Below are 26,821 nucleotides of genomic sequence, written 5' to 3'. Positions count from 1 at the left end.
AAGCAAGCAAGCAAGCAAGCAAGCAAGCAAGCAAGCAAGCAAGCAAGCAAGCAAGCAAGCAAGCAAGCAAGCAAGCAAGCAACATTTTACTCTAACTACGCCTCCGCTGGCACTCTCAGCCAGCAGTGAAGGGGCCCTGCGCGCACTTGCGCGCACATATGCCGATCAACTGACAGATCGGGATGCGGCAGATTATTACAACTACGCTTATGCCGCTGCGTTCCATCGAGAACGCCTAGCCCACCGCCTATCCCTGCAAACCCAGCAAGTCGACCAAGCTGTCGATGCCTTGCGGCAGTACGCCGCGGATGGCCAGCCCTCATCATCCTTGGTACTTGAAGATGCCCTGGCCGAACCGGGCAGCGTTGCCTTTGTCTATTCTGGCAATGGCGCTCAGTGGCAGGGCATGGGCTGCCAATTATTGCAGCAATCCCCCCAGTTTGCCGCCGTTTTGGCCGACCTCGACCAGGCCATGCAGCCCCAGGCCGGGTTTTCCATCCTGGCCGAACTGCAGGCCCAGCCCGAACAGTCGCGGCTGGATGACACCACCGTGGCGCAGCCCCTGCTGTTTGCCATCCAGGTTGCCGTCACCCAGCTGCTGCGCGAGCAAGGTATTCACCCGGTCGCCGTCGCAGGCCACAGCGTCGGTGAAATCGCGGCGGCCTGGGCCAGCGGCGCACTGAGTCTAGAGCAAGCCATCCGGGTCATCTGCGCCCGCAGCCAGGCTCAGGGCATGACGCGCGGCTGCGGCCGCATGGCAGCGGTGGCCCTGTCTGCCGATGCACTGCGCAAGGCCTTGCAAGCAAGCGGGCTCGAGCAGCGCATCGAGATTGCCGGCTTCAACAGTCCGGCCAACCTGACGCTCACCGGCAGCCAGGATGCCTTGCAGCAACTGCAGGCATATTGCGCACACCACGAACCCGGCGTCTTCTTTCGCATGCTGGAGCTGGACTACGGCTTTCACAGCCGCTTCATGGATCCCATCGAGGGCTCTTTGACGCGGCATCTGGCCGACCTTGTTCCCAGCGTCCCTGGGCAAGCGCGCTTTGTCTCCACCGTTACGGGGCGGGAAATCACCGGGGCCGGGCTGGATGCCGCCTATTGGTGGCACAACATCCGCCAGCCGGTCCGCTTTGCAGCGGCCATCGAGCAGCTGGGGGCCCTGGGCTGTCGCGTCTTTGTGGAAATCGGCCCGCACGCCATCTTACAGCGCTACATCAACGAAACCTTGGCGGGCGCCGACATCGCCGGGCGCGTGCTGGGCACGGGGCGGCGTCATCACGATGGCCTGCAGCCGCTGCTCGAAACCGTAGCGCGCGTGCGCCTGCTGGCCGACACCGACCTTGCCGTCTGGTTTCCAGTGCCGGGGCAGGCCGTGCGGCTGCCCAACTATCCCTGGCAGCGGCAGCGGCATTGGCACGCAAGCACCAGCGAGAGCCTGCAAGCGATCCAGCGGCGCCGGGTTCATCCGCTGTTGGGCTGGCGCCAGCCCGCTGCCGAAGCGTCCTGGGAAAACGTGCTCGACCCCACGCTCTTGCCCTGGCTTGCCGACCACCAAGTGGGCGGCGCCATCGTCTACCCTGGGGCGGCCTACGCCGAAATGGCACTGGCGGCCGGACGCGAATGGGGGGCAGGGCAGCACACGAGCCTCGAGTCGCTCGACATACTGGCGCCCATGGTCTTTGATGGCGACCACGCGCGCACGTTGCGGCTGGACATCCAGCCGCGCGACGGCAGCTTTCGCATCCGCAGCCGCCAGCGCCTGAGCCAGGACGAATGGACGCTGCACGCGCTGGGCCGCCTCATCGAGACATCGGGCTATCCGGCCCGCGCCCAGATCGTCGCCCCGGCCCCAGACCACGCAGCCACGCTGGATGCCCGCGCGCACTACGCGCTGGCCACGCGGCTGGGCCTGAATTACGGCCCGGCCTTTCAGGGCTTGCACGCGGCCTGGCTGGGGCCAGACGCCACCTTGCAGGCCGACGTGCGCCTGCCTGCGGGGCTGGACACAGACGGCTACCTGCTGCATCCCGGCTTGCTCGACCTCTGCTTTCAGAGCCTGGTCGACTTTCATCACCAGGCCATTGCCGCCGGGCGAGGGGTGGCGCTGCTGCCAGTTCGCATCGGGCGCCTGAGCCATTGCGCCGCTGGCGTGCCGACGCACCTGCGCGCGCGCATCGTGCGGCGCAGTGCCCGGTCGGTGCTGGCTGATTTCGAGCTTTTCGATGATGCAGGCCACCTGCTGGCGCAGCTGCAAGCCTGTCGCTTTCGTGCGGCACCGCTCAACGTGGGTGGGGCCGAGCCCATCAGCCACTGGCGCATCGAGCCCCGCTTGCTGCCGCATGCCGCCGAAGCGCGGCAGGCAGGGTTGCCGACGCCGACACACTTGCTTGCCTGCCTGGATGGCGCCCTGGGCCAGGAGGCGGGCGGGCTCGAACATGAACACCGGGCCCTCGGGCGCGCGGCCTGGTTCAAAGAAACCCTGCCGCTGACCGAAGTGCTGGTCCTGGCGTTTGCCTTTGAAGCCTGCCAGCAGCTGGGCACACGCCTGAGTCTGCTGGACAGCCCCCAGGCCAGCCCGCTGGCACAGTGGCTGGCGGCCCTGCTGCGTCAGGAAAACCTGCTGCTTGCCAGCGGCGACGGCTGGGTGCTGAGCGACGCGGCCGAACTGCCCGCCGCCGCCGAGCTATGGCAGACGCTGCTGCGCGAACACCCGGCCTACTTGCCCCACCTGGCATTGCTGGGGCACTGGGGGCGGGCCTTGCCAGGCGTGCTGGCGGGCGAGCGGGATGCGGCGGCGCTGCTGGCCGAGCTGCAGCAGTCGCCTATTGCCGAGTCGCGCTACCAGGACGACCCCCGTTACCTGGGCGAGCGCCTGGCGCTCGAAGGGCTGCTGGCTGCCTTGGCCGCGCAACGGCCCGTCACCTGCCAGCTGCGCGTGCTGGAGCTGAGCGCCGCCGCAAGTGAGCTGCCCAAGACCCTCGCGACCAGCCTGCCGGAAGACCGCTGGGTCTATCAGCTGGCCTTGCCCACGCTGGCCTTGCAGGCCCGCCAGGAAGCCGAATACCAAGACGTGCCCAGCGTCGAAGTCACCCGCTTCGATGCCAGCGCCGCGCATCCGGTTCCGGAGACCGGCGCGCCTTTCTATGACCTCATCATCTTTCGTCATAGCCTGCAGGGCATGCTCGACCCCCTGGCCGCCGTGCAGCAGGCGCGCTCGCGGCTGGCCGATGGCGGGGTGCTGGTCGTGGCCGAATCGCACCCGGATTGGGCGCCCCAGGCCCTCGAAGGCCTGAACCCCGACTGGTGGCTGCCCGGCAGCGACGGCCCCTTGGCCCCGCTGCGGCACCCGGCGGCCTGGCGCGCCTTGCTGGACGAGGCCGGCCTGGCCGACAGCGCCATCTGGCGCGAACCGGCGGCCGAGTCCCTGGCTGAAGGCGTTTTTCTCGTGCTGGGCCAGCGACCGGCAGACCCGGCGGCACAGGCGCGCGTCATCTCGCACGCCGCCCCGTCCACCTGGCTGCTGCTGGCCGACGCGGCCAGCGACGCCTGCGCCCAGGCGCTGCAGGCCGCCTTGCAGGCACAAGGCCATGCCGCCACCCTTGCCCAGCGGTTGCCCACAGAAGGCTTGCAAGCATTTGCACACCTCGTCTACCTGCAGGACTGGGCCACCGGGGTCGACGGCGTCGTCGCCTCCAGCGCCCGGCTCACGCACGTCGCCCAGGCCCTGATGGCGCTGGCTGCGCCTGCCCGGCTGTGGCTCGTCACCCAGGCGCAGGCCCGCCAGCCTGCCCAGGCGGCACTGTGGGGCCTGGGGCGGGTCTTGATGAACGAAGCCCTGCAGCTGGCCAGCACTCTGATCGACCTGGACGCGCTTTCGGCGGCCGAGATGCCCGCGCTGCTGCTGCGCGAGCTGCTGCAGCCAGATGGCGCCAACGAGATCTGGTGCCATGCCTCGGGCCGTTATGCGCCGGTCATGCGCGAGGCCACGCCCGTGGCCGAGGCAAGCGGCCAGCCCGCCACGGCGGGCGGCCTGGCCACGGCGGCCACGACGCGCTTCAGGCTGGATTTTCAAGTGCCGGGCAAGCTGCGTAACGCGCGCTGGTTTGCCGCCGACGCCCGCCCGCTGCAAGCCCACGAGATCGAGGTCGAAACCCAGGCCACTGGCCTGAATTTTCGCGACGTCATGTACCTGATGGGCCTGCTGCCCGATGAAGCCGTCGAGAACGGCTTTGCCGGCGCCAGCCTGGGCCTGGAATTCTCCGGCATCGTCAGGCGCGTCGGCGCTGGCGTACAAGACCTGCAGGCCGGTGACGCCGTCATGGGCTTTGGGGCCTCGTGCTTTGCCAGCCACATCGTCACCCGGGCCGATGCCGTCGCCAAAATCCCGGCAAGCTGGACTTTCGAAGCCGCCGCCACGGTGCCGACGGTGTTCTTGACGGTGTATTACGCCGTCCATCACCTGGCGGCCCTGCAGCCGGGCGAACGCATTTTGATTCACGGTGGCGCGGGCGGGGTGGGCATTGCCGCCATCCAGCTGGCGCACCACCTGGGCGCAGAAATCTTCGCCACGGCGGGCACCGACGAAAAGCGCGACTTCGTGCGCCTGCTGGGCGCCGATCACGTACTGGATTCGCGCAGCCTGGACTTTGCCGACGAGATTCGCCAGCGCACGCACGGCGAAGGCGTCGATGTCGTCTTGAACTCGCTGGCAGGCGAGGCCATGCGCCGCAGCCTGGACGTGCTCAAGCCCTTTGGGCGGTTTCTCGAACTGGGCAAGCGCGACTTTTTTGAAAACACCCCCCTGGGCCTGCGGCCCCTGCGCAACAACATCAGCTATTTCGGCATCGATGCCGACCAATTGCTCACCGGCCGTCCGGCGCTGGCCGCCCGCCTGTTCAAAGAGGTCATCGAGCTGTTTCACGCGCAGGTGCTCAACCCCTTGCCGTACCGCTGCTTCGAGGCCGACCGCGTCGTGGATGCCTTGCGCACCATGCAGCAGGCGCGCCACATCGGCAAGATCGTCGTCAACCTTGCACGCGCCCGGGTGCAACTTGCACCCGCGGCGCACGAGCAAGCAGCCGTCGCCCTGGACCCGGATGGCGCCTGGCTGGTTACCGGCGGCCTGTCGGGCTTTGGCCTGGAATCGGCCCGCTGGCTGGCCGCGCACGGCGTGCGCCACCTGGTGCTGGTCAGTCGGCGCGGCGAACAGGCCCCCGACGCCCAGGCCATCCGCCAGACCTTCAGCAAACAAGGCGTTCAGGTGCGGATCGAGGCCTGCGACGTCAGCCAGGCCGTGGCCGTCGGCGCCTTGCTCGAACGCGTACGCCAGGGCGGCGTACCTTTGGTGGGGGTGTTGCACGCCGCCGCCGTGTTTGACGACCGCCTCATCAGCCGCCTGGACGAAGCCAGCCTGGCCCGCGTCCTGGGGGCCAAGCTGCAGGGGGCCTGGCACCTGCACCAGGCCACCTTGGCAGACCCGATCCGCCATTTTGTGCTGTACGGGTCGGTGACCACGGCCATCGGCAACCCAGGGCAGGGCAATTACGTGGCCGCCAACGCCGGCCTGGAAAGCCTGGCCGCGCTGCGCCGGCACACCGGCCTGCCAGCCAGCTGCCTGGCCTGGGGGCCGATTGGCGATGTCGGCTACCTGACGCGCCAGCAAGCCGTCAAAGACAGCCTGCAGCAGCGCCTGGGGCGCGTGCCCCTGTCGGCGCAACACGCCCTGAGCCAGCTGGGCCAAGCCCTGCAGCGCGACATCGGCCAGGACATCGTGGCCAATTTCGATTGGAACGTCCTGGCGCGCCTGCTGCCTTCTGCCGACAGCCCCCGGTTTGCCGTCCTCAACCGCAACCGCCAAGACACCGGCGCCGACGTTACCGACATCCGCGCGCTCATTCAGGGCAAATCTGCCGACGAGATCGTCCAGATCGTGCAAGACCTGGTGCGCCAAGAGGTAGCCCAGACCCTGGCCATGGCCGCCGACCGCATCGACGCGCAGCGCTCGCTGCACGAGCTGGGCATGGATTCGTTGATGGCCGTCGAGCTGGCCATGAGCCTGGAACAGCGCTTTGGCGTCCAGTTGCCCGCCATGATGCTCAATGACGCCCCAACGGTGGCGGGGGTTGCTGCGCGCATTATCGGCAAGCTGAACGGCAGCGACGCCAACAGCGATAACGGCGAACAAGACGTGCAGCTGATTGCCAGCGTGGCAGACCAGCACGGCAGCGCCTTCGACGCCGCCCAGCTGCAACAAATCGAAGCCGACGTGCAGCGCCTTTCCGTGACCGGAGCCGACCTCATTTCATGAACAAACCCAGCCTCGCCCAGACGGCAAAAGCCCAGCTCATCAGCCGTATCCTGGGCAAGAAAAACAGCGCCACCGCGCCACCGCCCGCAGCAATTGGCCAGCCGCGCGCCGCAGCCCGGGTGCCCGATCGCTACACGCGCTTTGACAAGCACCCTGGCTACGAAAAAATGCTGGTTTCCAAGGCCGCATCCGAGCGCTTTGGTCTGGATAACCCGTTTTTTCATGTGCACGAAGGGCGCGCCGGTGCCACCACCCAGATAGATGGCCGCACGTATATCAACTTTGCCAGCTACAACTATCTGGGGCTGGCGGGGCACCCGGCCGTCGATCAGGCGGCCAAAGATGCCGTCGACCGCTACGGCACCACGGTGTCGGCCAGCCGTCTGGTAGCGGGCGAGCGCCCCTTGCATCGCGCGCTGGAACAGGCTCTGGCTGACGTCTACCAGGTTGAAGATTGCGTGGTTTTCGTCAGTGGCCACGCCACCAACGTCAGCACCATCGGCTATCTGTTTGGCCCCAAGGATCTGATCCTGCACGACAGCCTGATTCACAACAGCGTCTTGATGGGGGCGCAGCTGTCGGGGGCCACGCGGCGCTCGTTTGCCCATAACGATCTTCAGGCGCTCGATGCGCTGCTGCGCGACATACGCGGGCAGTATGAACGCGTGCTGATCGTGGTCGAGGGCATCTACAGCATGGATGGCGACATGGCCAACCTGCCCGCGCTCATCGACATCAAGCAGCGTCACCAGGCCTTTTTGATGGTGGACGAGGCCCACGCTCTTGGGGTTCTGGGCGCCAGGGGGCACGGCCTGCACGAGCATTTCGGCATTGACGGGCAGCAGGTCGATATCTGGATGGGTACGTTGTCCAAGACGCTGTCGGGCTGCGGCGGCTATATCGCCGGTTCTCGCGCCCTGGTGCAGCACTTGAAGTACGCCGCTCCCGGTTTTGTCTACAGCGTGGGCATGGCCCCGCCACTGGCCGCCGCCTCGCTGGCCGCCCTCGAACTGATGCAGCAAGAGCCGCAGCGCGTCGCACAACTGCGGGCGCGTGGAAAATTTTTTTTGCAGCAAGCGCAAGCCGCGGGGCTGAACACGGGGCTGGCGGCAGGCTACAGCATTTTGCCCATTATCTTGGGCAGCTCGCTGAAAGCCGTGCGCTTGTCCAATCAGCTATTTGCGCATGGCGTCAATGTGCAGCCCATCATCCATCCCGCTGTCGAAGAGCAGGCCGCGCGCCTGCGGTTTTTCTTGAGCAGCGAACACACCGAAGCCCAGATCGTCGAGACGGTCGGCTTGCTTCGGCAGTTGGCCTAAGCGGCCGAAACGCACCTTCTGGTTTTTGATGTCCGATACTTCTTCCACCTCCAGCACTTCGGCACCAGCGCACAGCAACGAGGCCGCAACCGACCTTCTCCTGCAAGACATCCAGGCGGAAGATGCCCAGCGCAGGCGCCAGCGCCGCTTGCTGTGGGGCATTGTCATCATCCCGATGCTTCTGGCCATCGTGTATTACGCACTGTTGGCCGACAGCCGCTACGTCAGCCAGGCGCAGGTTGCCGTGCGCCAGACCAACGGCCAGGCCAGCCAGGACGTGCCCGGCTTGGCCATGTTGCTGACGGGGGGCAATTCGACCTCGCGCGAAGAAACCCTCTACCTGCGCGAGTACATCCGCTCGCAAGACATGCTCGATGCGCTCAATGCCCAGTTGCACTGGACGGCACATTTCTCTGGCCGCTGGCGCGACCCGCTGTATTGGCTGTCTGACAACGCCACCACCGAAGACCAATTGGCCTTTTACCAGCGGCTGGTCAATGCCCGGTTTGACGAGGAAACCGGCCTGCTGACCATCACGGTAGAGGCGCTAGACCCCGAATTTGCACAATCCTCGCTGGCCTTTATCCTGAAAACCAGCGAAGCCTTTGTCAACGAGCTTTCGCATCGCATGGCGCGCGAGCAGGTGAAATTTGCCGAAGACGAGCTGGCCCAGGCACAGCGCGATTATGAAACCCGGCGCGATGTGATCTTGCAGTTTCAGCGCCAAAACCAGTTTCTGGATGCCACCGAGGCAGCAAAAAATCGCGCCACTATTATCGGCGAGCTGGAATCGCACCTGGTCACGGCCCATGCCGAGCTCAAAGCCCTGCGGGCGCGCCTGACGCCCAATGCCCCCGCTGTGCGCAGCAAAGAAACCGAAATCCGTGCGCTCGAACAGCAATTGGCCGTAGAAAACAAGCGTTTGCTGTCTGACCAGGGCGAAAACAAGTTGAACGTCGTTGCCGCCCAGTTTCGCAAACTGGAGGTCGACGGAAAAATCGCCGAAGAAACCTACAAATTGGCTGTGGTCGCCCTGCAAAACGCGCGCATCGAATCCAGTAAAAAAATCCGTAGCCTAGTTACTGTCGTCTCGCCCAATCTGCCCGACGAGGCCCTGTACCCGCGTCGCGTCTACAACCTGTTTACCTTGTTGATCGTGTTGCTGCTGGTCTACGGCATCACCCGCTTCATCATCGCCAGTATCGAGGATCATCGTGACTAATCCCTTGCGTATCCTGAGCCTTCTGGCTGCCAGCCTTGCCCTGTCCGGCTGCGCCGGTTCTTTTTTATCGGCAGCCGGCCCATCCATTCGCCAGATTCAGCAACAAGCCGATACGGCCCAGGCCGACGCGGCGCTGCCTTATCAGCTGGTTGATCTGAGCGCCGCAACCATTGCCCCCTATATGCGCCCCCCCGAACCCGTGCCCATGCCCGACGTGACGGCCAAGCAGGTACCCCAGCTGCGGCTGGCCCCTGGCGATGTCGTGCGCCTGATGGTGGCTGATACCGAGGTCGATGGCGGCATCTTTGCGCCACTGTCAACGGGCGGAACCGTCTTCGAGCATCTGCGTGTCGAAGCCGATGGGCGTATTTCTTTACCATATGCCGGTCATATCCGCGTGGCTGGGCTCACCCCTTATGAAGTTGAACAGCTGATACGCCGCAAGCTGAAGGGCGTCTCGGCAGACCCTCAGGTACACGTTGCCTTGATGGGCGATCAATCCAGCTCGGTACTGGTTGCCGGTGCGGTAAAAAAACCGGGCCGGGTTTCTACCCTGGATGGCCCCCTGACGCTGCTGGATGCCATCAACCAGGCAGGCGGAGCCGTGCTGGAGCCCTATCTGGTGCGCGTGACCTTGCGCACTGGCAATGAGGCGCAGGTATTCAATTACCAGGATGTGCTGCAGGGGCAAAACCGTATCATTCCGCCGGATTCTGAAGTCATCCTGGATCGCAACCGCCAGCGATTTGTCGCCATGGGAGCCGTGGTCAAGCCCGGCCTGCACGATTTCCCGGCACCGAACCCCAGCCTGCTCGAGGCGTTGGGTGCGGTGGGTGGCCTGCGCGACAGTACATCGGATGCGACCGGCGTTTTCGTGTTCCGTCTGACCGATCCTGCATCGACCGATCCGGCGGCGGCTCCCGGCAAGCCCATAGCCCAGGTTTTTCGCCTGAATATGGAGGATCCTTCGGCGCTGTTTCTGGCGCGGCAGTTTCTGGTGCAGCCCGAGGACGCCATCTACGTGACCAATGCCGGCGTCTATGAATGGCAGAAGATCATTTCGCCCATCGTGCAGGTGCTGGTGCTGGGCCGCACGGCGGACGCGTTGGGGCGCTAGCGGCATGGCGGCCATCATTCGTCGCGATTCCCTGGCCATCAGCCGCGCCGTGGTGTTCGCCATGGTGCTGCGGGAAATGCAGGTGCGGTTCAGTTCCCGGCGCCTGGGCGGGGTGTGGACGTTGCTGGAGCCTATTTTGCACCTGGTGCTGATGATGGTGATCTATGCCTATGTCCGCGGCAAAAGCCTGCCGGGGATGGAATTGCCCGTTTTTCTTTTGTTCGGCGTGCTGCCTTTCCTGACGTTCAAGAACATATCCCTGAACATGATGGAAGCCCTGGAGGCGAACCGCGCCCTGTTCGCCTACCGCCAGATACAGGTCATCGATGCCTGGGTCGCCCGGTTCGTCGTGCATTTCTGCATCTCCGCCAGCGTGTTGCTGCTGGTCGGGCTTGTGATGGCTTTTTGGGGAGGGTATGACCTGCGCATCCATGCGCCCCTGGAATGGGGCCTGACCTGGCTGGTGGGGCTGACCCTGGCATTTGGATTGGGCATGCTGTATTGCGCCTTGGCCGAAGTCATGCCCGAGTCGAAAAGCATCATCCGGCTGGCCTATTTTCCCCTGTATTTATTGTCCGGCGCCATTTTCCCGGTGTGGCACCTGCCCGCCCAGGTGCTGGCCTGGATGGCCCTGAACCCCTGGCTGCACGTGATCGAACTGCTGCGGATCGACGCCAGCGCCACGTATCCCCGCATCCCGCAGGTCAATCTGATTTATCCCTCGGTCTGGGCCTGCGCAACCCTGTTCATCGGCCTGGGGCTGTACCGCGCCCGGCGCCTGCACATGATGGCCGCCTGATGATCGAAGTGCGCAATCTTTACAAGTCATACCGCGACCGCAGCCAGCAGAAGCGCTACCGCGTATTCGAGAATCTGTCCTTCACCATACCTGAAGGGCGCAATGTGGCCATATTGGGCCGCAATGGGTCGGGCAAAAGCACGTTGCTGCGTTTGCTGGGCGGTATCGATGTACCGGATCGGGGGCGGATCATCACGGACAAGCGGATCTCATGGCCCGTGGGCCTGAGCGGCGGATTCCAGGGGTCCTTGACCGGACGGGAAAACGTCAAGTTTGTTGCCCGCGTACAAGGCGCCCGAGGGCCGGCTCTGCGTCGCATCGTCGATTATGTCGAATCGTTCGCTGAGATTGGCGATTATTTTGATGAGCCGGTCAAGACGTATTCATCCGGGATGCGGGGGCGGGTGGCCTTCGGACTGAGCCTGGCCTTTGATTTTGATTATTACCTGATCGATGAGGCGATGTCGGTGGGGGATGCGCATTTCAAGAAGAAGGCTAAGGATGCGCTTAAAGAGAAAATCGGGAAATCGAATATTTTGCTGGTTTCTCACAGTATGAGTGATGTCTCCTCGCTTTGTGACTACGTTCTATTGGTCCGAGACGGAAACGTCACCTTCTTTGATGGGGTTAAGAGCGGTATCGGAGCGTATCAAAAAACGTAAAGTTCGCTTTATATCGGAGGCATGGCCGAAAAGATCGGCTAAGTATTTTTTGTTTTAATATTTAATTTGTGGCTGATTTGCTGGAAAAATTTCATGCATAAGGCCCCATAATTTTTCGCCGTTGTGGCAATAATTAATTGGCAAATAGAATAAAAGAGATGGATTCGATTTATCTTGATTCTAGGAAAAAGATATGGGTTTTCTCCTCCTATCGTTGGCAAGGAAATCCTAAGGCATTGTTTTTGTACATGCTGGCCAATCATCAGGGAACGCATGATTGTTGGTGGTTGACTGACACGCTCTCGGAAGCTGAAACTCTGAAATCTAGGTTCAAGATCAAAAACATATTGTGGTCAAAATCAGATGCTGGTAAGAGAAAGCTGGAGCTTGCCGATGTCTACGTAGTGGAAAACAACAGGGAATATTATCCAAGTCTGCTGTCTGACAAGACTATAGTCTTCAATACGTGGCATGGGGTAGGGATAAAACATATCGAGCTTGGGCTTGATGTCAACACAGCTAGTGATGCCAGTAAAAAAATAACAGACAGCGTTTTCAGAAAAACCGTAAAGAATCACTCAATATATAAGAACAATACCTATCTATTAGTGACTTCGGAAATGATGGAAAAGCATTTCCTTGCGGAGCTTCCAGTTAATTCCTCCAATATCGTCCGTGGTCCTTATCCGCGAAACGTAATCTATCAATCTGGCTATCGTACATATGAATTCAATGTTGCGGTAAAGAGAACTATTCAGAGTTATTCCCAGGTGATTTTGTTCGCGCCCACTTGGAGGATCCGCTCGGAAGGCTCTTTATTTCAGCAGCTGTTGCCAAATATTCCTGCGCTGCTTGGTGTGCTTGAATCACGCAATGCGCTTCTCATCATCAAGATGCATCCTCTTTTTTCAGAGGATTATGCTTATACAGCGGCAAAGTCGTTATTTGGTAATAATAAAAATATAGTATTTTGGGATGACTATTATGATATTTATGAGCATCTGGGGAAAATCGACATCGCTATTATTGATTATTCAAGCATTTTTTATGATCTGCTAGCTTCTGGGGTGAAAAAATTCATCAGGTACATTCCTGATCATGATGATTACGTCGAAAATTCAGATCTGATCGGGAATTATCTTGAGTTGACGGATGGAGTGGTGGCCAAGGATTTTCAGCAGCTTCAGAATATTCTGGGCGGCGATGTCCCCGATGTCGAGAAGTATGAGATGCTCATGAACCGTTTTTTCGCATATCGGGATGGTAGTGTCGACTCTATGATCGATTTGGTAGACAAGGCCAAGGTTCGCTACGATAGAGGGCGGATTCTTTGTAGTTTCGATTTATTCGATACGCTGATTAGACGCACAACAATTGAGCCGGTAAGCATATTCTATGCCGTGCAGAAGCGCATGAGGAATTCTGATAGGTTTTTTCCAGGCTATCTCTTGGAGAATTGGCCTGATCTCAGGATCCGCGCGGAACGGGACGTAAGAGATATCAAGAGGAAGACAATATTTGAAAGGGGCAATGATTTTTTAGAAGTGACGTTTGATGAAATATACCAGAGGATTGAGGACGTCACGGGATTGAGCCGTGGTGATATCGACTATCTCAAAGGTCTGGAAGTTGATGCTGAGCTGAATTCCATCGAGCCGATCACCGAAAAAATTGAATTTCTTTTTGCGCAGAAGAATAAGGGCTATGACGTAATCATCATCAGCGACATGTATCTCCCGATTGCCGTCGTGCGTCAGATGATGATCAACGCAGATAGCAGGCTCGGGAGTATTCCACTGTTTTTATCATCCGAGCTGGGTGTGCAGAAATCGACAGGCCAGCTGTATAAGCATGTGTTTTTTTCTGCAAGATATCATTATGATCGATGGCTGCATTTTGGTGATAATGCAATTGCTGACGGTGAGGCTGCGCGCAAATACGGAATTGAAGCATTCGTGCATCACAAGGATAGTCTTGTCGGGATCGAAAAGGTTCTGGTAGAGAAGTTAAAGGAAAAATTCGGGCATGAGGCTTATCAATTAGCTGGCAAGTGGCATAGGTATCGAGAGAGTCTCAGAAGCAGGGAATCCAGTCGCCATCTGGAAGTTGAATATTATGCGTACGCTTATGTTGGTTCCGCGCTTGTTCCTTATGTGCATTGGTGCCTTCTGGATTCGATCGAAAGGGGGTACGAGACGCTTTATTTCATATCACGCGATGGAGAGCTTTTAAAAAAGATCGCCGATGAAATAATAGTGCTTCATGATCTTCCAATTAAGACCCGTTATATCTATGGATCCCGCGCGGCCTGGCGGGTACCATCATTCATTGACAAGGTGGATGATGAAATGTTTGGTCCATTTGGAAATTTTGTAGGGCTGAACAGCTTTGATGACCTTGTCCGGGCCAGTTTCCTGTCTGAAAAAGAGCTTCTTGACCTGTTTCCTGAGTTCGTGCTCTTAAGAGGGCGGACACATTTAAGAGGAAAAACCTCGGAACATATCAGATCAGTTCTCGATCAGTCTGTAGAGTACAAAAAAAGGCTGCTGGAAATCGCCGCTGAACGCCGTCCTCTGGTGCTTGACTATCTTAGACAAGAAATTGATTTCAATGAGAGTTTTGCTTTTGTTGAATTTTGGGGGCGTGGATACACACAGGATGTATTTCACAGGCTTTTGCAAGCGGCTGCGGTGGGCGATGTAGATAACAGCTTTTATTATGTAAGAAGCTACACAAATGGTAGTGGTAGAGTAAAACGGCATAATTTCATCGTTTCGGATCAGAATTTTTCATATTTTGAACCAATATTTGCCTCTGTGCCTTACAAAAGCGTTCGGGAATACTTCAGAGATGAGAGTGGAAAGGTTCTGCCGGTATTGAATTCAAAGGACGATGAATTTTTTTCAATTTTTGTCAAAGGAGCGCTGGATTTTGTCAATGATTACATTCCGATAGTTTGCCATGATGAAAGCCTGATCAGGGCGATTGCAGCTCTCTCGTACGATTATCAGTTGACTTGCTTTTCAGATCAATTTATATGCTCCGTTTATGGTGATCTGAAATATAACGAAGCAAGTTTCGGAGACGTCAGGAAGGTAGCACCTGAGCTGAAGCTTGATGATCTGAAAAGCGTGCCCGACAGGGCTTCCCTGACCTTATTGTCCAACAAGCTCGAAATCTCGCTTTCGAGAAGCAGTCAAGATGTCAGGGATTTTTATGATAAAAATTTTCAGAAAAACAACTGGCCGAAAATCTTTCATAAAGAAGTCGCCCCTCTATATGCGGTCAAAGATTTTTCTTTTTATCTGAGGCCTGCTTCATTTCCTTATCTTGCTCTTGCGTTAAAAGATAATGCCGTATTCATGGACGCATCTTTCTCCCAAAAAACGAAAAGAAAAGATGTGGTCTTCAAAAAGAATACAGTCATTGTTGTCATCGGTCTTGACTGGTTGCGCAATGGTGTCCCGCGGTTATTGACTGAATATGGCTACGTGACGGCACATCGAGATTATGTGTCGAGCTTTGGTGATAACGAATCAAGGAAGGTTCTTGATATAGGGCCGTGCAGAATCAGGGGTTACGAGTACGAATCAGCACCCGGCTTTAAATCACTTTCGGATCAGCGTTCCAGCTTGGTTCGAAGAAAGTGGCGCAAGTTCACCAGGGATCCGCATCAATATTTTTATGATGCCAAAAAGCCTGCGGTGCGGGTGGTTCGCCATTTGTTCGATCGCGGGCATTTTGCAGGAAGATTTTTCACGGCCGTCGTTCGTCGTTGTTTTGGTTGATTTCCATGAAAAAGAGTTTTGCGATTATATTGTCCGGTGGAAGTGGTACCCGTTTCGGCGGATCGCTCCCAAAACAGTTCACGAAACTGGCTGGGCGCGCGATCATTGAATATACGGTGGATGTATTTGATGCGTCTCCCGATATCGATGAGATCTACATCGTTTCGCAACCCATGCACGTCAGCCGCACTTGGGACATTATCAAAAATAACAACTGGACCAAGGTCAGCAAAGTCGTCACGGGCGGCAAGGAACGCTTCGATTCGACGCATTCCGCTCTTCAGGCCCTGTCGGAAGAGGATCCGGAGAGCCGGGTTCTCTTTCACGATGCGGTCAGACCCTTGGTCGATGCCAGGATCATCGCCGATTGCATCGACGCCTTGGCACAGTTCGAGGCTGTGGATGTCGTCATACCATCCGCAGACACACTGGTCCAGGTGTTCGACGATGAGTGCATCGACAACATTCCGAATCGCTCCCTGATGCGCCGGGGGCAGACTCCGCAAGGGTTCCGGCTTGGATGCATTCAGTCGGCCTATCGGAAGGCGCTGGATGCCGGCCGTAAAACCTTCACGTGCGACTGCGGCGTGGTGCGGGCCATGTTGCCGCATGTGCGAGTGGCGACTGTGCAGGGCAATGAGCGGAACATGAAGGTCACGCAACCGGTGGACTTGTTCATCGCCGAGAAGCTGCTGCAGTCAGGGGTTGATGTCGGTTCCGTCAGGTCCGAGGATCTGGCGCAGCTTAAAGGAAAGCATGTCGTCATCTTCGGGGGCTCCAGCGGCATCGGCCTAGCGATGAAGAACATTGCGCTGCTGCATGGCGCCAGGGTCGAGGTCGCCAGCCGTAGCCATAATGGCGTTGATATCCGATCTTTGGATGAGGTGGGCGCCTATCTTGAGAAGATCGCCGGGGAATTCGGTCGCATCGATTATGTAGTGAATACGGCGGGTCTGCTGATCAAGAAGCCGACGGACCTTCTGTCCATGCAAGAGATCGCGGATCTTATCGGAGTCAACTATACCGGCGCAGTGAATGTGGCGATTGCCGCCAAGCCGTACCTGCAAGCGACATCAGGCATGCTATTGAATTTCACATCCAGTTCCTACACTCGGGGAAGGGCTCTGTACACGCTTTATTCCTCGTCGAATGCCGCCATTGTCAATTTCACTCAAGGTCTGGCATCGGAGTGGGCGGATGACCATGTGCGGGTCAACTGCATCAATCCGGAACGCACCGCCACGCCGATGAGGCGCGTCAATTTCGGGATCGAGCCGGCCGAGTTCCTGCTGGATCCCGAGACGGTGGCTATTGCGTCGCTGAAGACGCTGGTGTCGAACTTGACCGGAGTAGTGGTGGACGTGCGGAAGGATGGGCGTTGAATACAGGTTCCGCCCTTCCGTATGCGCTGTATCTGGACACAAAGATTGCCGGCGCCGCCGCCCAGTTGGCCACGTACTTTCTATCCGGAGTGTTCGATGCGTCGCGAACCGCTGTTTACGTGAAAAAGTACAAGAAGCGCCATCGAGCGGTGGAGCGGGTGCTGTCCTCCGCCGGTTTGGATTTCCGGTTCATGAGCCCGGGAGATCTGGATGGGCTGAGAGAACAGACCGTATTCTATCTTTTCAATGCGCAATCGAATTGCCGGCTGGTGGCGAATCGGCGTCTCAAGCATATTTTCATCACGCATGGCGAGAGCAACAAGATATCGTCGATCAAGCCGATCACCAGAATCTATGACCACGTGGTGATGTCAGGGCGGTTGAGCTTGTCCAGGTACTTCCGGTCCGGGCTTTTCGATGCGCATGACTACGCCACCCGGCGTCTGGTCATGATGGGGGATACATTCATCGGCAGGACCCAGCTGGGCAGCGCGGGAGAAACGCCGGTGCTGTTTTATGCACCGACCTGGGAAGGCGGCCTGCCGGCGGAAGACTATTCCAGCCTGGGAAGCCGTCACGCCTGCAGTGCGTTACTGCATTTCTCCGATCTTTGCGGGGTGCGTGACATCCTGGTCAAGCCGCATCCGAACCTGGGGCACCGCTTGCCTGTCTATCTGGATCACCTGGTGAATCTGTTGTCGCGGCTAGCCCGGTCGGGATTGAAGGTTCATTTGCAGGGAAATAATGTGCGGCTGTCCATGTTGCAGCGTTTGCGGTTGCACGCCGCCGGAATATCGAGGACGGATCGTCCGGGCGATTTTCACGCGGTTCATGCCCTTATCGATGTATCAGCCATGGAAACCCAGTGCATCAATGAAGGGATTCCCTACCATGTCTTGCTGGATGAAACGCGCCATGATCTGGCGAGATATGTCGCGGCCGACCATCTGGAACTTTATGAGCAAATTGCCATCCGTCTCGGCCGGGATAAGGTTAGGTTTCCCGATCGGCTGGAGACCGACGCCTTGCGTGCTTTCAGGGATCTGGTGATTTGCTATAGCGATCCGTCCTGGAGTGGACAGGGGCCTGCGGATCGCCTGATCAATCTCGTGAAATACACGTCCTCATGATTTCCGTGGATATTTGATGCATATCGGCGTCTTTTCCAAAGGTATCCTGCACAACCGAGTGATCGAACGCTTGCTGCAGGCTTCCGTTCTGCAGTTGCCGAGCGATTCATCCGGTTTGATCGCGGATCAAATAGCCGGCTGGGGCTGCAAACAGAATACTCGACGCGCCTTTCAATACGCCAGCGAACGCGGCCTGCCCTTTCTTCGCCTCGAAGACGGCTTCCTGCGCTCCTACGGCGTAGGTCCGGGTTATCCGCAGCTTTCCTTGATCGTTGACGATCGGGGTATTTATTACGACAGCACCCAGCCTTCGGCGCTGGAAGTCTTGCTGCAATCCGGTCAGGATGTCTTGCAGGGGCTTGGGGACCAAGTGTCCAAAGCGCGATCGCTGATTCTGGGGCACCGGCTCAGCAAATACAATCATGCCCCCGACCTGCCGCCAGCCTTGCTGCACTCGGGTGATGGTGGTCGCGTGCTGGTGGTCGATCAGACGGTGGGCGATGTCAGCGTGTCGTTGGGCGGGGCCTCGGCGCAAACTTTCTTCGACATGCTGGCGACCGCCCGGCGCGAGAACCCCGGCGCCACGATCTACGTCAAAACGCATCCCGAGGTGTCGTCGGGCGCGAAGCGCGGTTATTTGTCCAATGTGGCCGAAGAAGACGGCATCGTGCTGTTGCGCCAGACGGTGAATCCGCTCGATCTGATCCTCGCAATGGACCGGGTGTATGTGGTGTCATCCACCATGGGGTTCGAGGCCTTGCTGGCGGAAAAGCCGGTGTCTGTCTTTGGCCTGCCCTGGTATGCCGGCTGGGGGGTGACGGATGATCGCCAGACCTGCCCCCGGCGGACGCGGCGCCGCACGGTCGATGAGCTGTTTGCTGCTGCATACATTCACTACACCCGCTATCTGAGCCCGGTTACGCATCAACCGGGCAACATTCTGGATGTAATCGACTGGCTGGTCTTGCAAAAGCGACAGGCCGGACGTTTTGTTGGCCGGATGATTTGTGTGGGATTCAGGCGCTGGAAGGCCGCTAATCTGAAACCCTTGCTGTCGCTGCATCAAGAGCGGGTGCATTTTGTCAAAGACGCCACCCAAGCGGCCCAGCTGGTGCCAGGTGCACAGGACCATCTGGTGTTTTGGGGGCGGCAGCCTCCAGCAGGAGTGGCCGCGTTGGCCGCGCAAACTGGTGCACGGCTGCTGCATATGGAAGATGGTTTTGTCCGGTCGGTGGGCTTGGGGTCGGACATGATTGCGCCACAATCGTTGGTGTTGGATGAAGCTGGCCTGTATTTTGACCCCACCCAACCGTCTGACCTTGAAAACCTGCTTCAACAGCGCGACTGGCAGGCGGCTGATTTACAGCGTGCCGAATCGGTGCGCCAGTTTATCGTGGCGCATGGCATCACCAAATATAATCTCGAGCCGCGCGAGCCCGTGCAGTGGCAACCGGCGGGGCGCCTGGTGGTGCTGGTGCCTGGCCAGGTAGAAGACGATGCTTCGATACGCTTTGGTTGCACCGACGTGCGCACCAATCTGGGCTTGCTGCAGGCGGCGCGCAAGGCGCATCCAGATGCCTTTATTGTGTATAAGCCGCACCCCGATGTGGCGTCGGGCAACCGCCAAGGGGTCGTGCCGCGTGAGCAGGCCCTGGCCTATGCCGACCATCTGGAAACACGCTGCTCGGTAATCAGCTGCATCGAAGCATGCGATGTGGTGCATACCATGACCTCGCTGGCCGGTTTTGATGCGCTGCTGCGCCACAAGCGGGTGGTGACGTATGGGCAGCCGTTTTACGCCGGCTGGGGCCTGACCGAAGACCGTGCCTTGGGTGGCGTGGCCTTTGCGCGCCGCCAACGGCGCTTGACGCTGGCCCAGCTGGTGGCCGGGGCCTTGCTGGATTACCCGCTTTACTGGGACCCCCTGCTCAAGGGGTATACGACGTGCGAAGCCGTCTTGAACCGTTTGGTCGAAGAGCGGGACAGACGCGCGCAAGACGGCACGCTCGATCGATTGAATCGCGGGTGGTGGGCTCGCAATCAACGCAAATTAAAGGCTTTGTGGCGTGCTTGGCGCAGCGCCGTTTGAATCAATGCAAGGGGGTTACGGCATGCGCCGCACGTTTTTATTTTTGCAAGGCCCGTGTTCGCCTTTTTTTCGCGAACTGGCTAAGGCGCTGCGGCAAGCCGGGCACAGGATATGCCGGATAAACTTTACTGCGGGCGATGTGCTGTATTGGCGTTTGGGGCGCTCGGTGGCCTACCGCGGAAAGCTCGCGGGGCTGCCCAAGTTCTACGAGCGCCAGGTGCAACGCTGGAAAGTCAGCGACATCGTGCTGTTTGGCGATTGCCGCCCGGTGCATCTGCCCGCCGTCAAACTTGCGCAGGCTTTGGGGCTGCGGGTGCATGTGTTTGAAGAGGGGTATTTTCGCCCGCACCGCATCACGCTCGAGCGTGGCGGGGTAAATGCGCATTCGCCCTTGCTGCCGGTGCTGCAGCAAGATGTTCCTCCCGATCCCGGCCAGCTCGCGCGACCAACGGCTTTCAAGACCCCTTTTTGGCGCAGGGCCACGCATGACGTGATCTACCATGCGGCTGGCGCGGCAAATTGGGTACTGTTTCCACACTACCGTACCCATGCTCCCTATATAGCCCCGCTTGAATACACTGGTTATGCAGTGCGTTTGCCTGCGCTGCGCCTGCATCGGGGGCGAGACGACCGGGCGCTGAAGCAATTGCTGCTCGAGCGCAGGCAATTCTTTGTGTTGCCTTTGCAGCTGGATGGCGATAGCCAGATTCGGCAGCATTCGCCTATTGGCAATATGCGCGAGTTGATGCAGCTGGTTCTGCTGTCCTTTGCGCGCCATGCGGCACCGGATGCGGTGCTGGTGATCAAAAACCACCCGCTCGACCCGGGTCTTGCCCGGCACGGACGCGTGGTGCGCCGTTTGGTGCGCCAGTATGGCCTGGTTGGCCGTGTCGTCTATATGGAAACTGGGCAATTGCCGCGACTGCTGCGTCAGGCGGCGGGCGTCATTACCGTCAACAGCACGGTGGGCGCGCTCGCGCTCGAGGCGGGGCTGCCCTTGATGGTCTTGGGCAAGGCTTTGTATGCGCAGTCAGGGCTGGTCCACGAAGGGGGGCTCGACAGTTTCTGGAACCAGGCCACACCGCCCGACACGCAGCGCTTCCGGCGCCTGCGCCGGTGGGTTTTGGCCAAGGCAACGGTCAATGGCGGCTTTTACTGCCCGATGGGGATTGCATTGGCCGTGCAAAACAGCCTGCCGCGCCTGCTGGCCGATTGACCGTGCGCCGCATGTGCGGCAAGAAGCCGCGTTGTCTTGCAGGAGGGATGCTCGACTGTGCCTGAGTTGCTTGGCTACAATGCAAGGCTTAGGGTGTACGACGCGGGGCCATTCATGCTCAAACAGGCTTCTTTCGCTAATTTTACGTGCTTGCCAGACAGCGTATGGCATTTCTCGCCTGGCCTCAATATCATCGTTGGTGAAAACGGGGTTGGTAAATCGCATGTCTTGAAAGCTTTGTACGCGCTGCTCAAGGTACAAAAAGACAATGCCGAACCCAGCAAGGCAAGTCTCGAAAAAGCGTATGCAGAAAAGTTGGTTGCCGTCCTGCGCCCCGAAAGCCTAGGGCGGCTGGCCAAGCGGCGGCAAGGGCGTGCACGCTGCGAAATTGCGCTCGAATTCAAAGACCACAGCCACAACTGCTCGATCAATTTTGCAACCAATGCAAAAACGCAGGTGGATATTTTTACTGCGCCATCAAAGACACTGCATCAGGCACCTGCCTTTTTTCCTACGCGCGAGCTGGTAACGCTTTGCCCCTGGTTTTTATCGTTGTACGACAATTACCACCTTGAATTTGAGGAAACCTGGCGGGATACCGTATCGCTGTTGGGTGGCCCAAGCATAAAGGGGCCGCGCGAAAAAGAAATCAGCCATTTGCTGGCTCCCCTGGAAGATGTCATGGGGGGGAAAGTAGTGGTAGATAGCCAAAGTGGGCGCTTTTACTTGCACGTGCCAGGTGAAGGTCGACTAGAAATGCCTTTGATTGCCGAAGGCCTGCGCAAGCTCGCTATGCTGGCGCGGTTGATCAGCACGGGGGTCTTGCTGGATCAAGGATACCTTTTTTGGGACGAGCCAGAGGCCAACCTTAACCCAAGAATTGTCAAGACAGTGGCGGCAAGCATCGTGGCGATTGCCCGAGCGGGGGTGCAAGTGTTTATTTCAACGCACTCGCTCTTTTTGCTGCGCGAATTGGAAATGCTGCAACCCCGGCACCCCCAAGTGCCTTGCCGTTGGTTTGCTCTGGCTGCCCACGCAAACGGTGTGACGCTAGAGCAGTCTGATCATGTCGATGGTCTCGAAACGCTGGTATCACTGGACGAAGAACTCAGCCAGTCAGACCGCTTCTTGCAGCTGGAGCCAGACATATGACCACAATTAAAGAGGGGAGCCTGACATTTCAGTTTGATGCCGGGGTCGGTGCTTCGAAGTACGATGATTGGCTGTTTTATCGCCGCCAGTTTCAAAATAAATGCTGCTCTGACAATAAGGCGGTAGATTTTCTGTGCCAAGCCGATAATATATCTTGGCTGGTTGAAGTGAAAGACTACCGCCAACATTCTCGTACGAAACCGACTGAACTGGCCAATGAAGTAGCCAGGAAGGTGCGGGATACTTTGGCTGGGTTGGTTGCGGCCCAGTTCAATGCGACCGAGACAGAAGAAAAAAAGATGGCGCACAAGATGCTCAGGGCATCATGCATGCGTATCGTATGTCATCTCGAGCAGCCCAGCAGGGCCAGCCGCCTGCGCCCGCAGGGGCACGCCATCGAACCAGACAAATTGCAGTGGCAACTGCGTCAACAGCTCAAGGCAATCGATCCGCATCCGCTTGTCGTCGATGCGGCCTCCATAGGACATCGCTTGCCTTGGGCTGTCATTTAAACTTGAACCGACAAATCCTCATCACTGGCGCAACCAGCGCCATCGGCTCGGCGCTGGCGCTGCAGTATGCGGCACCAGGCGCCTGCTTGATCTTGCATGGGCGCAAGAAAGACCTGCTGGACCAAATTGCAAGTCAATGCCGGGCGCTGGGTGCCCAGGTATCCAGCCAGCAGCTGGATGTGCGCGATACGCAGGCGCTGCAAGCCTGGCTGAAAAACCTGCCATGCCTCGACCTGGTGATCATCAACGCGGGCATGAACACCCACATTGGCCCGCAGGGCCAGGCCGAACCCTGGGACGAGGTCGACGCCCTGATCGACGTTAACCTGAAGGCCTCGATGCTGATTGCACAGTCGGTGTTGCCGACCATGCGCGAGCGGGGCAGGGGGCAAATTGCTTTCATGAGCTCGCTGGCGGGGTATTTTGGCCTGCCCGTGACGCCTGCTTATAGCGCCAGCAAAGCGGGGGTCAAGGCCTACGCCGAGGCGCTGCGCGGCTGGCTGGCGCCCGAAGGCATCCGGGTCAACGTCATCATGCCCGGCTATGTAAAGTCGCCCATGTGCGACGCTATGCCCGGGCCCAAGCCGTGGGTGTGGACACCGGCGCGGGCCGCTGCGACCATCCGGCGCGGCCTGGACAAAGACCGCCCGCGCATCAGTTTTCCGTTTCCGCTCAATTGGGGCACCTGGTGGCTGGCCGTGCTGCCCGCCGCCTGGTCGCATCGGATCGTTCGTTGGCTGGGTTATGGCGCTTGATTTTGAATTTGGCTCGGTCTGGGCGGCGCTGGCGGTCGGCCTGCTATTGTCCACCGGCATCGAGCGCCTGATGACGCCTCGGCCGCCACTGCAGCGGGCTTGGGCGGCGTGGGCGCTGCACGCGGGGCTTTGGTGCCTGGTGTATGCCGCGCTGGCGGCCTTGCTGGCGCGGCCATGGTTTGCCGCAGCGGTTGCGCTGGCCTTTTTGCTGGTACTGGTGCTGGTCAATAACGCCAAGTTTGTGTCCTTGCGCGAACCCTTCATTTTTCAGGATTACGATTATTTTACCGATGCCATCCGGCACCCGCGCCTGTACATCCCTTTTCTGGGCTGGGGCAAGTTTGCCTTATGTGCCCTGGGGGTTTTGCTGGCCATTGGCGTGGGTTTCTGGGCCGAAGACGGCCCCGACGAGCGCTGGTCTTTCAGCGGCCACCTGGGTGGATGGTCAAGTGCGCTGGTCTGCGGGCTTGGCCTGCTGGCAGCGGGCGCGCATGGCGTTGGGGCGGTCAGTTTCAAGCCCGAAATCGATCTGGCCCGCCTGGGGTTTCTGGCGTACCTGTGGTGCTACGCGGCGGCCGGGCGGGTGCGCGCGACGGTTGCGTCGCCTTTTGCACAACTGCCTGCGCCAGGCGTGGCGCGCGCTGCCAGGGCCGTGCGCACCCCGCACGCGCAGGGCGCGGCATCGGCCAGGCTGCCGCACTTGCTGGCGGTGCAAAGCGAATCGTTTTTTGACCCGCGACCGCTGGTGCCTGGCATCCGCCCCGACGTGTTGGGCCAGTTCGACCTGCTGTGCGCGCAGGCCAGAAGCACCGGGCAGATGGTGGTGCCTGCCTGGGGGGCCAATACGATTCGCACCGAATTTGCTTTCTTGTCTGGCATCCAGCCATCCAGGCTGGGGGTGCGCCGCTTCAATGCATATCGGGCGATTGCCGCCAACTGGCGCGTGGCCTCGCTGGCGTCCTGGCTCAAGAACCTGGGCTATCGCACGGTATGCATCCACCCGTATCCGGCCCGCTTTTACCAGCGTGACCGCGTCTACCCGGCCCTGGGATTCGATGCGTTTATGGATATCCAGGCATTCAAGGGGGTGGTGCACGCAGGCCCCTACATGGATGACACGGCGGTGGCCAGCAAAATGATGGCGGTGCTGGCGCAGTCGAGCCAGCCGACGTTTGTCATGGCCATTACGATGGAAAACCATGGCCCGCTGCACCTGGAGCACGTCGCGCCAGGCGATGTCGAGGCGCTGTACGCCCAGCCTCCGTTGGCCGGGTGCGATGACTTGACCATTTATTTGCGCCACCTGCGCAACGCCGACCAGATGGCCGCGACGCTGCGCGAGTCTTTGCAGCGCCTGGGGCATCCCGCCAGCCTGTGCTGGTACGGCGACCACGTCCCCATCATGCCGGGGGTGTATCAGGCCTACGGCATGCCCGCCGGGACAGTGCCGTATGTGTGCTGGAACAACGACGAGTTGGGCGGGGCAGGGTCGGCCGCCGTTCGAGAAGATATCCGGGCGGCCGATTTGTCGCAGCGCTGGCTGCGCTGCGCAGGGCTGGTTTAAGCGGCCCGGGGCTTAGATCAGCCCTTGTGCTTTCAGCGCCGCCTGGACGCCGGGGTCGGCCTGCATGCGCTGTTGGAACTTGCGCAGTTCTTCCATGCCGGGCAGGGCGACTTGCTTGGCGTCGGCCCACATCAGCAGCACGAACAGGTAGGGGTCGGCCACCGAGCGGTGGCCGGCGAGCCAGTCGCGGCCCTTGAGGCGTTCGTTGACGATGGCAAAGAAGCTCTTGAGCTTTTCGATGCCCTTGGCGACCAACACCTTGGCCACGGCTTCGTCGCCGCCGCTGAAGTAGGGGGCGCCGAAGACCAGGCCAAAAGTGCGGTGGATGTCGGAATTGCACATGCTCAGCCAGCGGCGCGCCTCGGCGCGCTCGCGCGGGGTGTCGCCCATGAGCTTGGCTTCGGGGTGCAGTTCGGCCAGGTAGTCGAGGATGGCGGCGCTTTGCGTCAGCACGAAGTCACCGTCCACCAGGGTGGGTACGGCCCCGGTGGGGTTGAGCGCCAGGTAGGCGGACTCTTTGGTCTGTTCGCGGGTGAGGCGCTCGGTTTCGTACGGCTTGCCGATCCATTCGAGCACGATATGGGTGACGAGGGGGCATGCGCCCGGGAAGTAATATAGTTTCATAGGGTTCCCGATCAATGAGAGGGTGGTATTGCTCACTGAGTTATACCACCGCGCGCCGGGCACCGCGTCAAAGAACCTGCTGGCCGCATAGAGTAGACTAGCGGGTGCAGATAGACGAGAGGAAAAGGCCCCGAGATGGATCCCCTGCGCATTGTTTTCCTGGATCGCGACACCCTGCCCGAGACGGTCGAATTTCCGGCCCCCCGGGTGACGCACGAACTGATCCCCTACGCACGCACCGCCCCGGATCAAGTGGCTGAACGCATCCAGCAGGCCGACATCGTCATCACCAACAAGGTGGTCATCACGGCCGCCATGCTGCAGCAGGCCACGCGCCTGAAGATGATCGCCCTGGCGGCCACCGGCACCGACAACATCGACCTCGACGCCTGCAACCGGCGCAAGATCATTGTTTCCAACGTGCGCGACTACGCCATCCACACGGTGCCCGAACACACCTTCGCGCTGATGCTGGCGCTGCGACGCAATCTGCTGGCGTACCGGCAGTCCGTCGTCGATGGCCGCTGGCAGGCCAGCGGCCAGTTCTGCTATTTTGATTTTCCGGTGCGCGACCTCTCCGGCGCCACGCTGGGCATCATTGGCCGGGGCGCCCTGGGCGAAGCCGTGGCCGAAATCGCCCGCGCCTTTGGCATGCGGGTGCAGTTTGCCGCACGACGCGATGCCAGCACGACTACCGAAGACTACACCTCGTTTTCCAACGTTTTGCGCACCAGCGACGTCATCAGCCTGCACTGCCCGCTCAACGCCCAGACGCGCGGCATGATCGGCGCCGACGAATTCTCGCTGATGGAACGCAAGCCTCTGCTCATCAACACGGCGCGTGGCGGGCTCGTGGACGAATACGCCCTCGAACACGCCTTGCAGACGGGGCAGATCAGCGGGGCGGGGTTCGACGTCGCCACGCAAGAACCGCCTGCCGCCGACCATCCGCTGGTCAAGCTCTTGCGCTATCCCAATTTTATCCTCACGCCGCACGTGGCCTGGGCCAGCGAAGAAGCCATCCGCGCCATGGCGCAGCAGGTGCGCGACAACATCGAGGCCTTTTGCCGCGACGCGCCGCGCAACGTCGTGGCCGGTTTTCATGGCTAAGCCACCATCCCGTCGGCGCGCGCGCCGCGCACGCACGGTGCCGGGCCACCTGTGCCCCAGCGACCGCGCA

At 59.7% G+C, this 26,821-nt stretch carries 17 protein-coding genes and 1 pseudogene; 17 read left to right on the top strand and 1 reads right to left on the bottom strand.

Annotation, left to right across the window (positions count from 1 at the left end; all coding sequences use genetic code 11):
• Nucleotides 1–106: 106 nt before the first annotated feature.
• The 16 genes and pseudogenes from CCA01S_RS16380 to CCA01S_RS08805 all read left to right on the top strand — a co-directional run.
• Nucleotides 107–280: pseudogene (locus CCA01S_RS16380) on the top strand (CurL C-terminal domain-containing protein); the annotation flags it as partial.
• Between the two features lie 48 nt (nt 281–328).
• Complete coding sequence (locus CCA01S_RS08875; protein ID WP_066457059.1) at nt 329–6,310, top strand: SDR family NAD(P)-dependent oxidoreductase; 5,982 nt, start codon at nt 329–331, stop codon at nt 6,308–6,310.
• Nucleotides 6,307–7,629, top strand: a complete 1,323-nt coding sequence (locus CCA01S_RS08870) for an aminotransferase class I/II-fold pyridoxal phosphate-dependent enzyme (protein ID WP_066457055.1) — start codon at nt 6,307–6,309, stop codon at nt 7,627–7,629. Before CCA01S_RS08875 ends, CCA01S_RS08870 begins: the two co-directional genes overlap by 4 nt.
• Before the next feature lie 28 nt (nt 7,630–7,657).
• Nucleotides 7,658–8,851 (top strand): KpsE/RkpR family capsule polysaccharide export protein, encoded by a 1,194-nt coding sequence (locus CCA01S_RS08865; RefSeq protein ID WP_084386632.1) that lies wholly within the window; start codon nt 7,658–7,660, stop codon nt 8,849–8,851.
• Nucleotides 8,844–9,968, top strand: coding sequence for a polysaccharide biosynthesis/export family protein (locus CCA01S_RS08860; RefSeq protein WP_066457053.1), 1,125 nt, complete (start codon nt 8,844–8,846; stop codon nt 9,966–9,968). The genes CCA01S_RS08865 and CCA01S_RS08860 overlap by 8 nt, the downstream gene beginning before the upstream one ends.
• Nucleotides 9,969–9,972: 4 nt before the next feature.
• On the top strand, nt 9,973–10,767 hold the full coding sequence (locus tag CCA01S_RS08855; RefSeq protein WP_066457049.1) for an ABC transporter permease: 795 nt from the start codon (nt 9,973–9,975) through the stop codon (nt 10,765–10,767).
• A complete protein-coding gene (locus tag CCA01S_RS08850) occupies nt 10,767–11,429 on the top strand; it encodes an ABC transporter ATP-binding protein (protein WP_066457047.1) in 663 nt (220 codons plus the stop codon). The genes CCA01S_RS08855 and CCA01S_RS08850 overlap by 1 nt, the downstream gene beginning before the upstream one ends.
• Before the next feature lie 158 nt (nt 11,430–11,587).
• Complete coding sequence (locus CCA01S_RS08845; RefSeq protein WP_084386630.1) at nt 11,588–15,217, top strand: CDP-glycerol glycerophosphotransferase family protein; 3,630 nt, start codon at nt 11,588–11,590, stop codon at nt 15,215–15,217.
• A gap of 5 nt (nt 15,218–15,222) precedes the next feature.
• Entirely contained in the window at nt 15,223–16,599 is a 1,377-nt protein-coding gene (locus CCA01S_RS08840) for a bifunctional cytidylyltransferase/SDR family oxidoreductase (RefSeq protein ID WP_066457100.1), read from the top strand.
• The gene (locus tag CCA01S_RS08835) at nt 16,596–17,729 is read left to right on the top strand and encodes a hypothetical protein (RefSeq protein ID WP_066457042.1); all 1,134 of its coding nucleotides are present in this window, start codon (nt 16,596–16,598) and stop codon (nt 17,727–17,729) included. The genes CCA01S_RS08840 and CCA01S_RS08835 overlap by 4 nt, the downstream gene beginning before the upstream one ends.
• A gap of 16 nt (nt 17,730–17,745) precedes the next feature.
• Nucleotides 17,746–19,818, top strand: coding sequence for a capsule polysaccharide biogenesis protein (locus CCA01S_RS08830; protein ID WP_084386629.1), 2,073 nt, complete (start codon nt 17,746–17,748; stop codon nt 19,816–19,818).
• Nucleotides 19,819–19,840: 22 nt separating this feature from the next.
• Nucleotides 19,841–21,034 (top strand): capsule polysaccharide biogenesis protein, encoded by a 1,194-nt coding sequence (locus CCA01S_RS08825; protein WP_066457094.1) that lies wholly within the window; start codon nt 19,841–19,843, stop codon nt 21,032–21,034.
• A gap of 114 nt (nt 21,035–21,148) precedes the next feature.
• Nucleotides 21,149–22,186, top strand: coding sequence for an AAA family ATPase (locus CCA01S_RS08820; protein ID WP_066457091.1), 1,038 nt, complete (start codon nt 21,149–21,151; stop codon nt 22,184–22,186).
• On the top strand, nt 22,183–22,698 hold the full coding sequence (locus CCA01S_RS16035; protein WP_066457040.1) for a hypothetical protein: 516 nt from the start codon (nt 22,183–22,185) through the stop codon (nt 22,696–22,698). Before CCA01S_RS08820 ends, CCA01S_RS16035 begins: the two co-directional genes overlap by 4 nt.
• Before the next feature lie 2 nt (nt 22,699–22,700).
• Complete coding sequence (locus CCA01S_RS08810) at nt 22,701–23,453, top strand: SDR family NAD(P)-dependent oxidoreductase (protein WP_084386628.1); 753 nt, start codon at nt 22,701–22,703, stop codon at nt 23,451–23,453.
• Nucleotides 23,443–25,017 (top strand): LTA synthase family protein, encoded by a 1,575-nt coding sequence (locus CCA01S_RS08805; protein ID WP_066457032.1) that lies wholly within the window; start codon nt 23,443–23,445, stop codon nt 25,015–25,017. Before CCA01S_RS08810 ends, CCA01S_RS08805 begins: the two co-directional genes overlap by 11 nt.
• 12 nt (nt 25,018–25,029) lie before the next feature.
• Here the strand turns inward: CCA01S_RS08805 and CCA01S_RS08800 are convergent, their stop codons facing one another.
• Nucleotides 25,030–25,641 (bottom strand): glutathione S-transferase family protein, encoded by a 612-nt coding sequence (locus CCA01S_RS08800; RefSeq protein ID WP_066457030.1) that lies wholly within the window; start codon nt 25,639–25,641, stop codon nt 25,030–25,032.
• Nucleotides 25,642–25,776: 135 nt separating this feature from the next.
• On the opposite strand from CCA01S_RS08800, the gene CCA01S_RS08795 reads away from it, so the two are divergent.
• Nucleotides 25,777–26,751, top strand: coding sequence for a D-2-hydroxyacid dehydrogenase (locus CCA01S_RS08795; RefSeq protein WP_066457027.1), 975 nt, complete (start codon nt 25,777–25,779; stop codon nt 26,749–26,751).
• The last annotated feature ends 70 nt before the right edge of the window (nt 26,752–26,821 follow it).

Source organism: Castellaniella caeni NBRC 101664, from assembly GCF_001592225.1.
In the GTDB taxonomy this organism is placed as follows: domain Bacteria; phylum Pseudomonadota; class Gammaproteobacteria; order Burkholderiales; family Burkholderiaceae_B; genus Castellaniella; species Castellaniella caeni.
Note: the sequence above shows the minus strand (reverse complement) of the source record. Positions and strands in the feature narration are given on the sequence as shown.

Excerpts from the sequence above, each read along its gene's own strand:
- CCA01S_RS08840 (WP_066457100.1), top strand. The coding sequence starts at position 15,223 with ATGAAAAAGAGTTTTGCGATTATATTGTCCGGTGGAAGTGGTACCCGT.
- CCA01S_RS08795 (WP_066457027.1), top strand. The coding sequence starts at position 25,777 with ATGGATCCCCTGCGCATTGTTTTCCTGGATCGCGACACCCTGCCCGAG.
- CCA01S_RS08805 (WP_066457032.1), top strand. The coding sequence starts at position 23,443 with ATGGCGCTTGATTTTGAATTTGGCTCGGTCTGGGCGGCGCTGGCGGTC.
- CCA01S_RS08865 (WP_084386632.1), top strand. The coding sequence starts at position 7,658 with ATGTCCGATACTTCTTCCACCTCCAGCACTTCGGCACCAGCGCACAGC.
- CCA01S_RS08855 (WP_066457049.1), top strand. The coding sequence starts at position 9,973 with ATGGCGGCCATCATTCGTCGCGATTCCCTGGCCATCAGCCGCGCCGTG.
- CCA01S_RS08830 (WP_084386629.1), top strand. The coding sequence starts at position 17,746 with ATGCATATCGGCGTCTTTTCCAAAGGTATCCTGCACAACCGAGTGATC.
- CCA01S_RS08820 (WP_066457091.1), top strand. The coding sequence starts at position 21,149 with ATGCTCAAACAGGCTTCTTTCGCTAATTTTACGTGCTTGCCAGACAGC.
- CCA01S_RS08870 (WP_066457055.1), top strand. The coding sequence starts at position 6,307 with ATGAACAAACCCAGCCTCGCCCAGACGGCAAAAGCCCAGCTCATCAGC.
- CCA01S_RS08850 (WP_066457047.1), top strand. The coding sequence starts at position 10,767 with ATGATCGAAGTGCGCAATCTTTACAAGTCATACCGCGACCGCAGCCAG.
- CCA01S_RS08825 (WP_066457094.1), top strand. The coding sequence starts at position 19,841 with ATGCGCCGCACGTTTTTATTTTTGCAAGGCCCGTGTTCGCCTTTTTTT.
- CCA01S_RS16035 (WP_066457040.1), top strand. The coding sequence starts at position 22,183 with ATGACCACAATTAAAGAGGGGAGCCTGACATTTCAGTTTGATGCCGGG.
- CCA01S_RS08845 (WP_084386630.1), top strand. The coding sequence starts at position 11,588 with ATGGATTCGATTTATCTTGATTCTAGGAAAAAGATATGGGTTTTCTCC.
- CCA01S_RS08800 (WP_066457030.1), bottom strand. The coding sequence starts at position 25,641 with ATGAAACTATATTACTTCCCGGGCGCATGCCCCCTCGTCACCCATATC.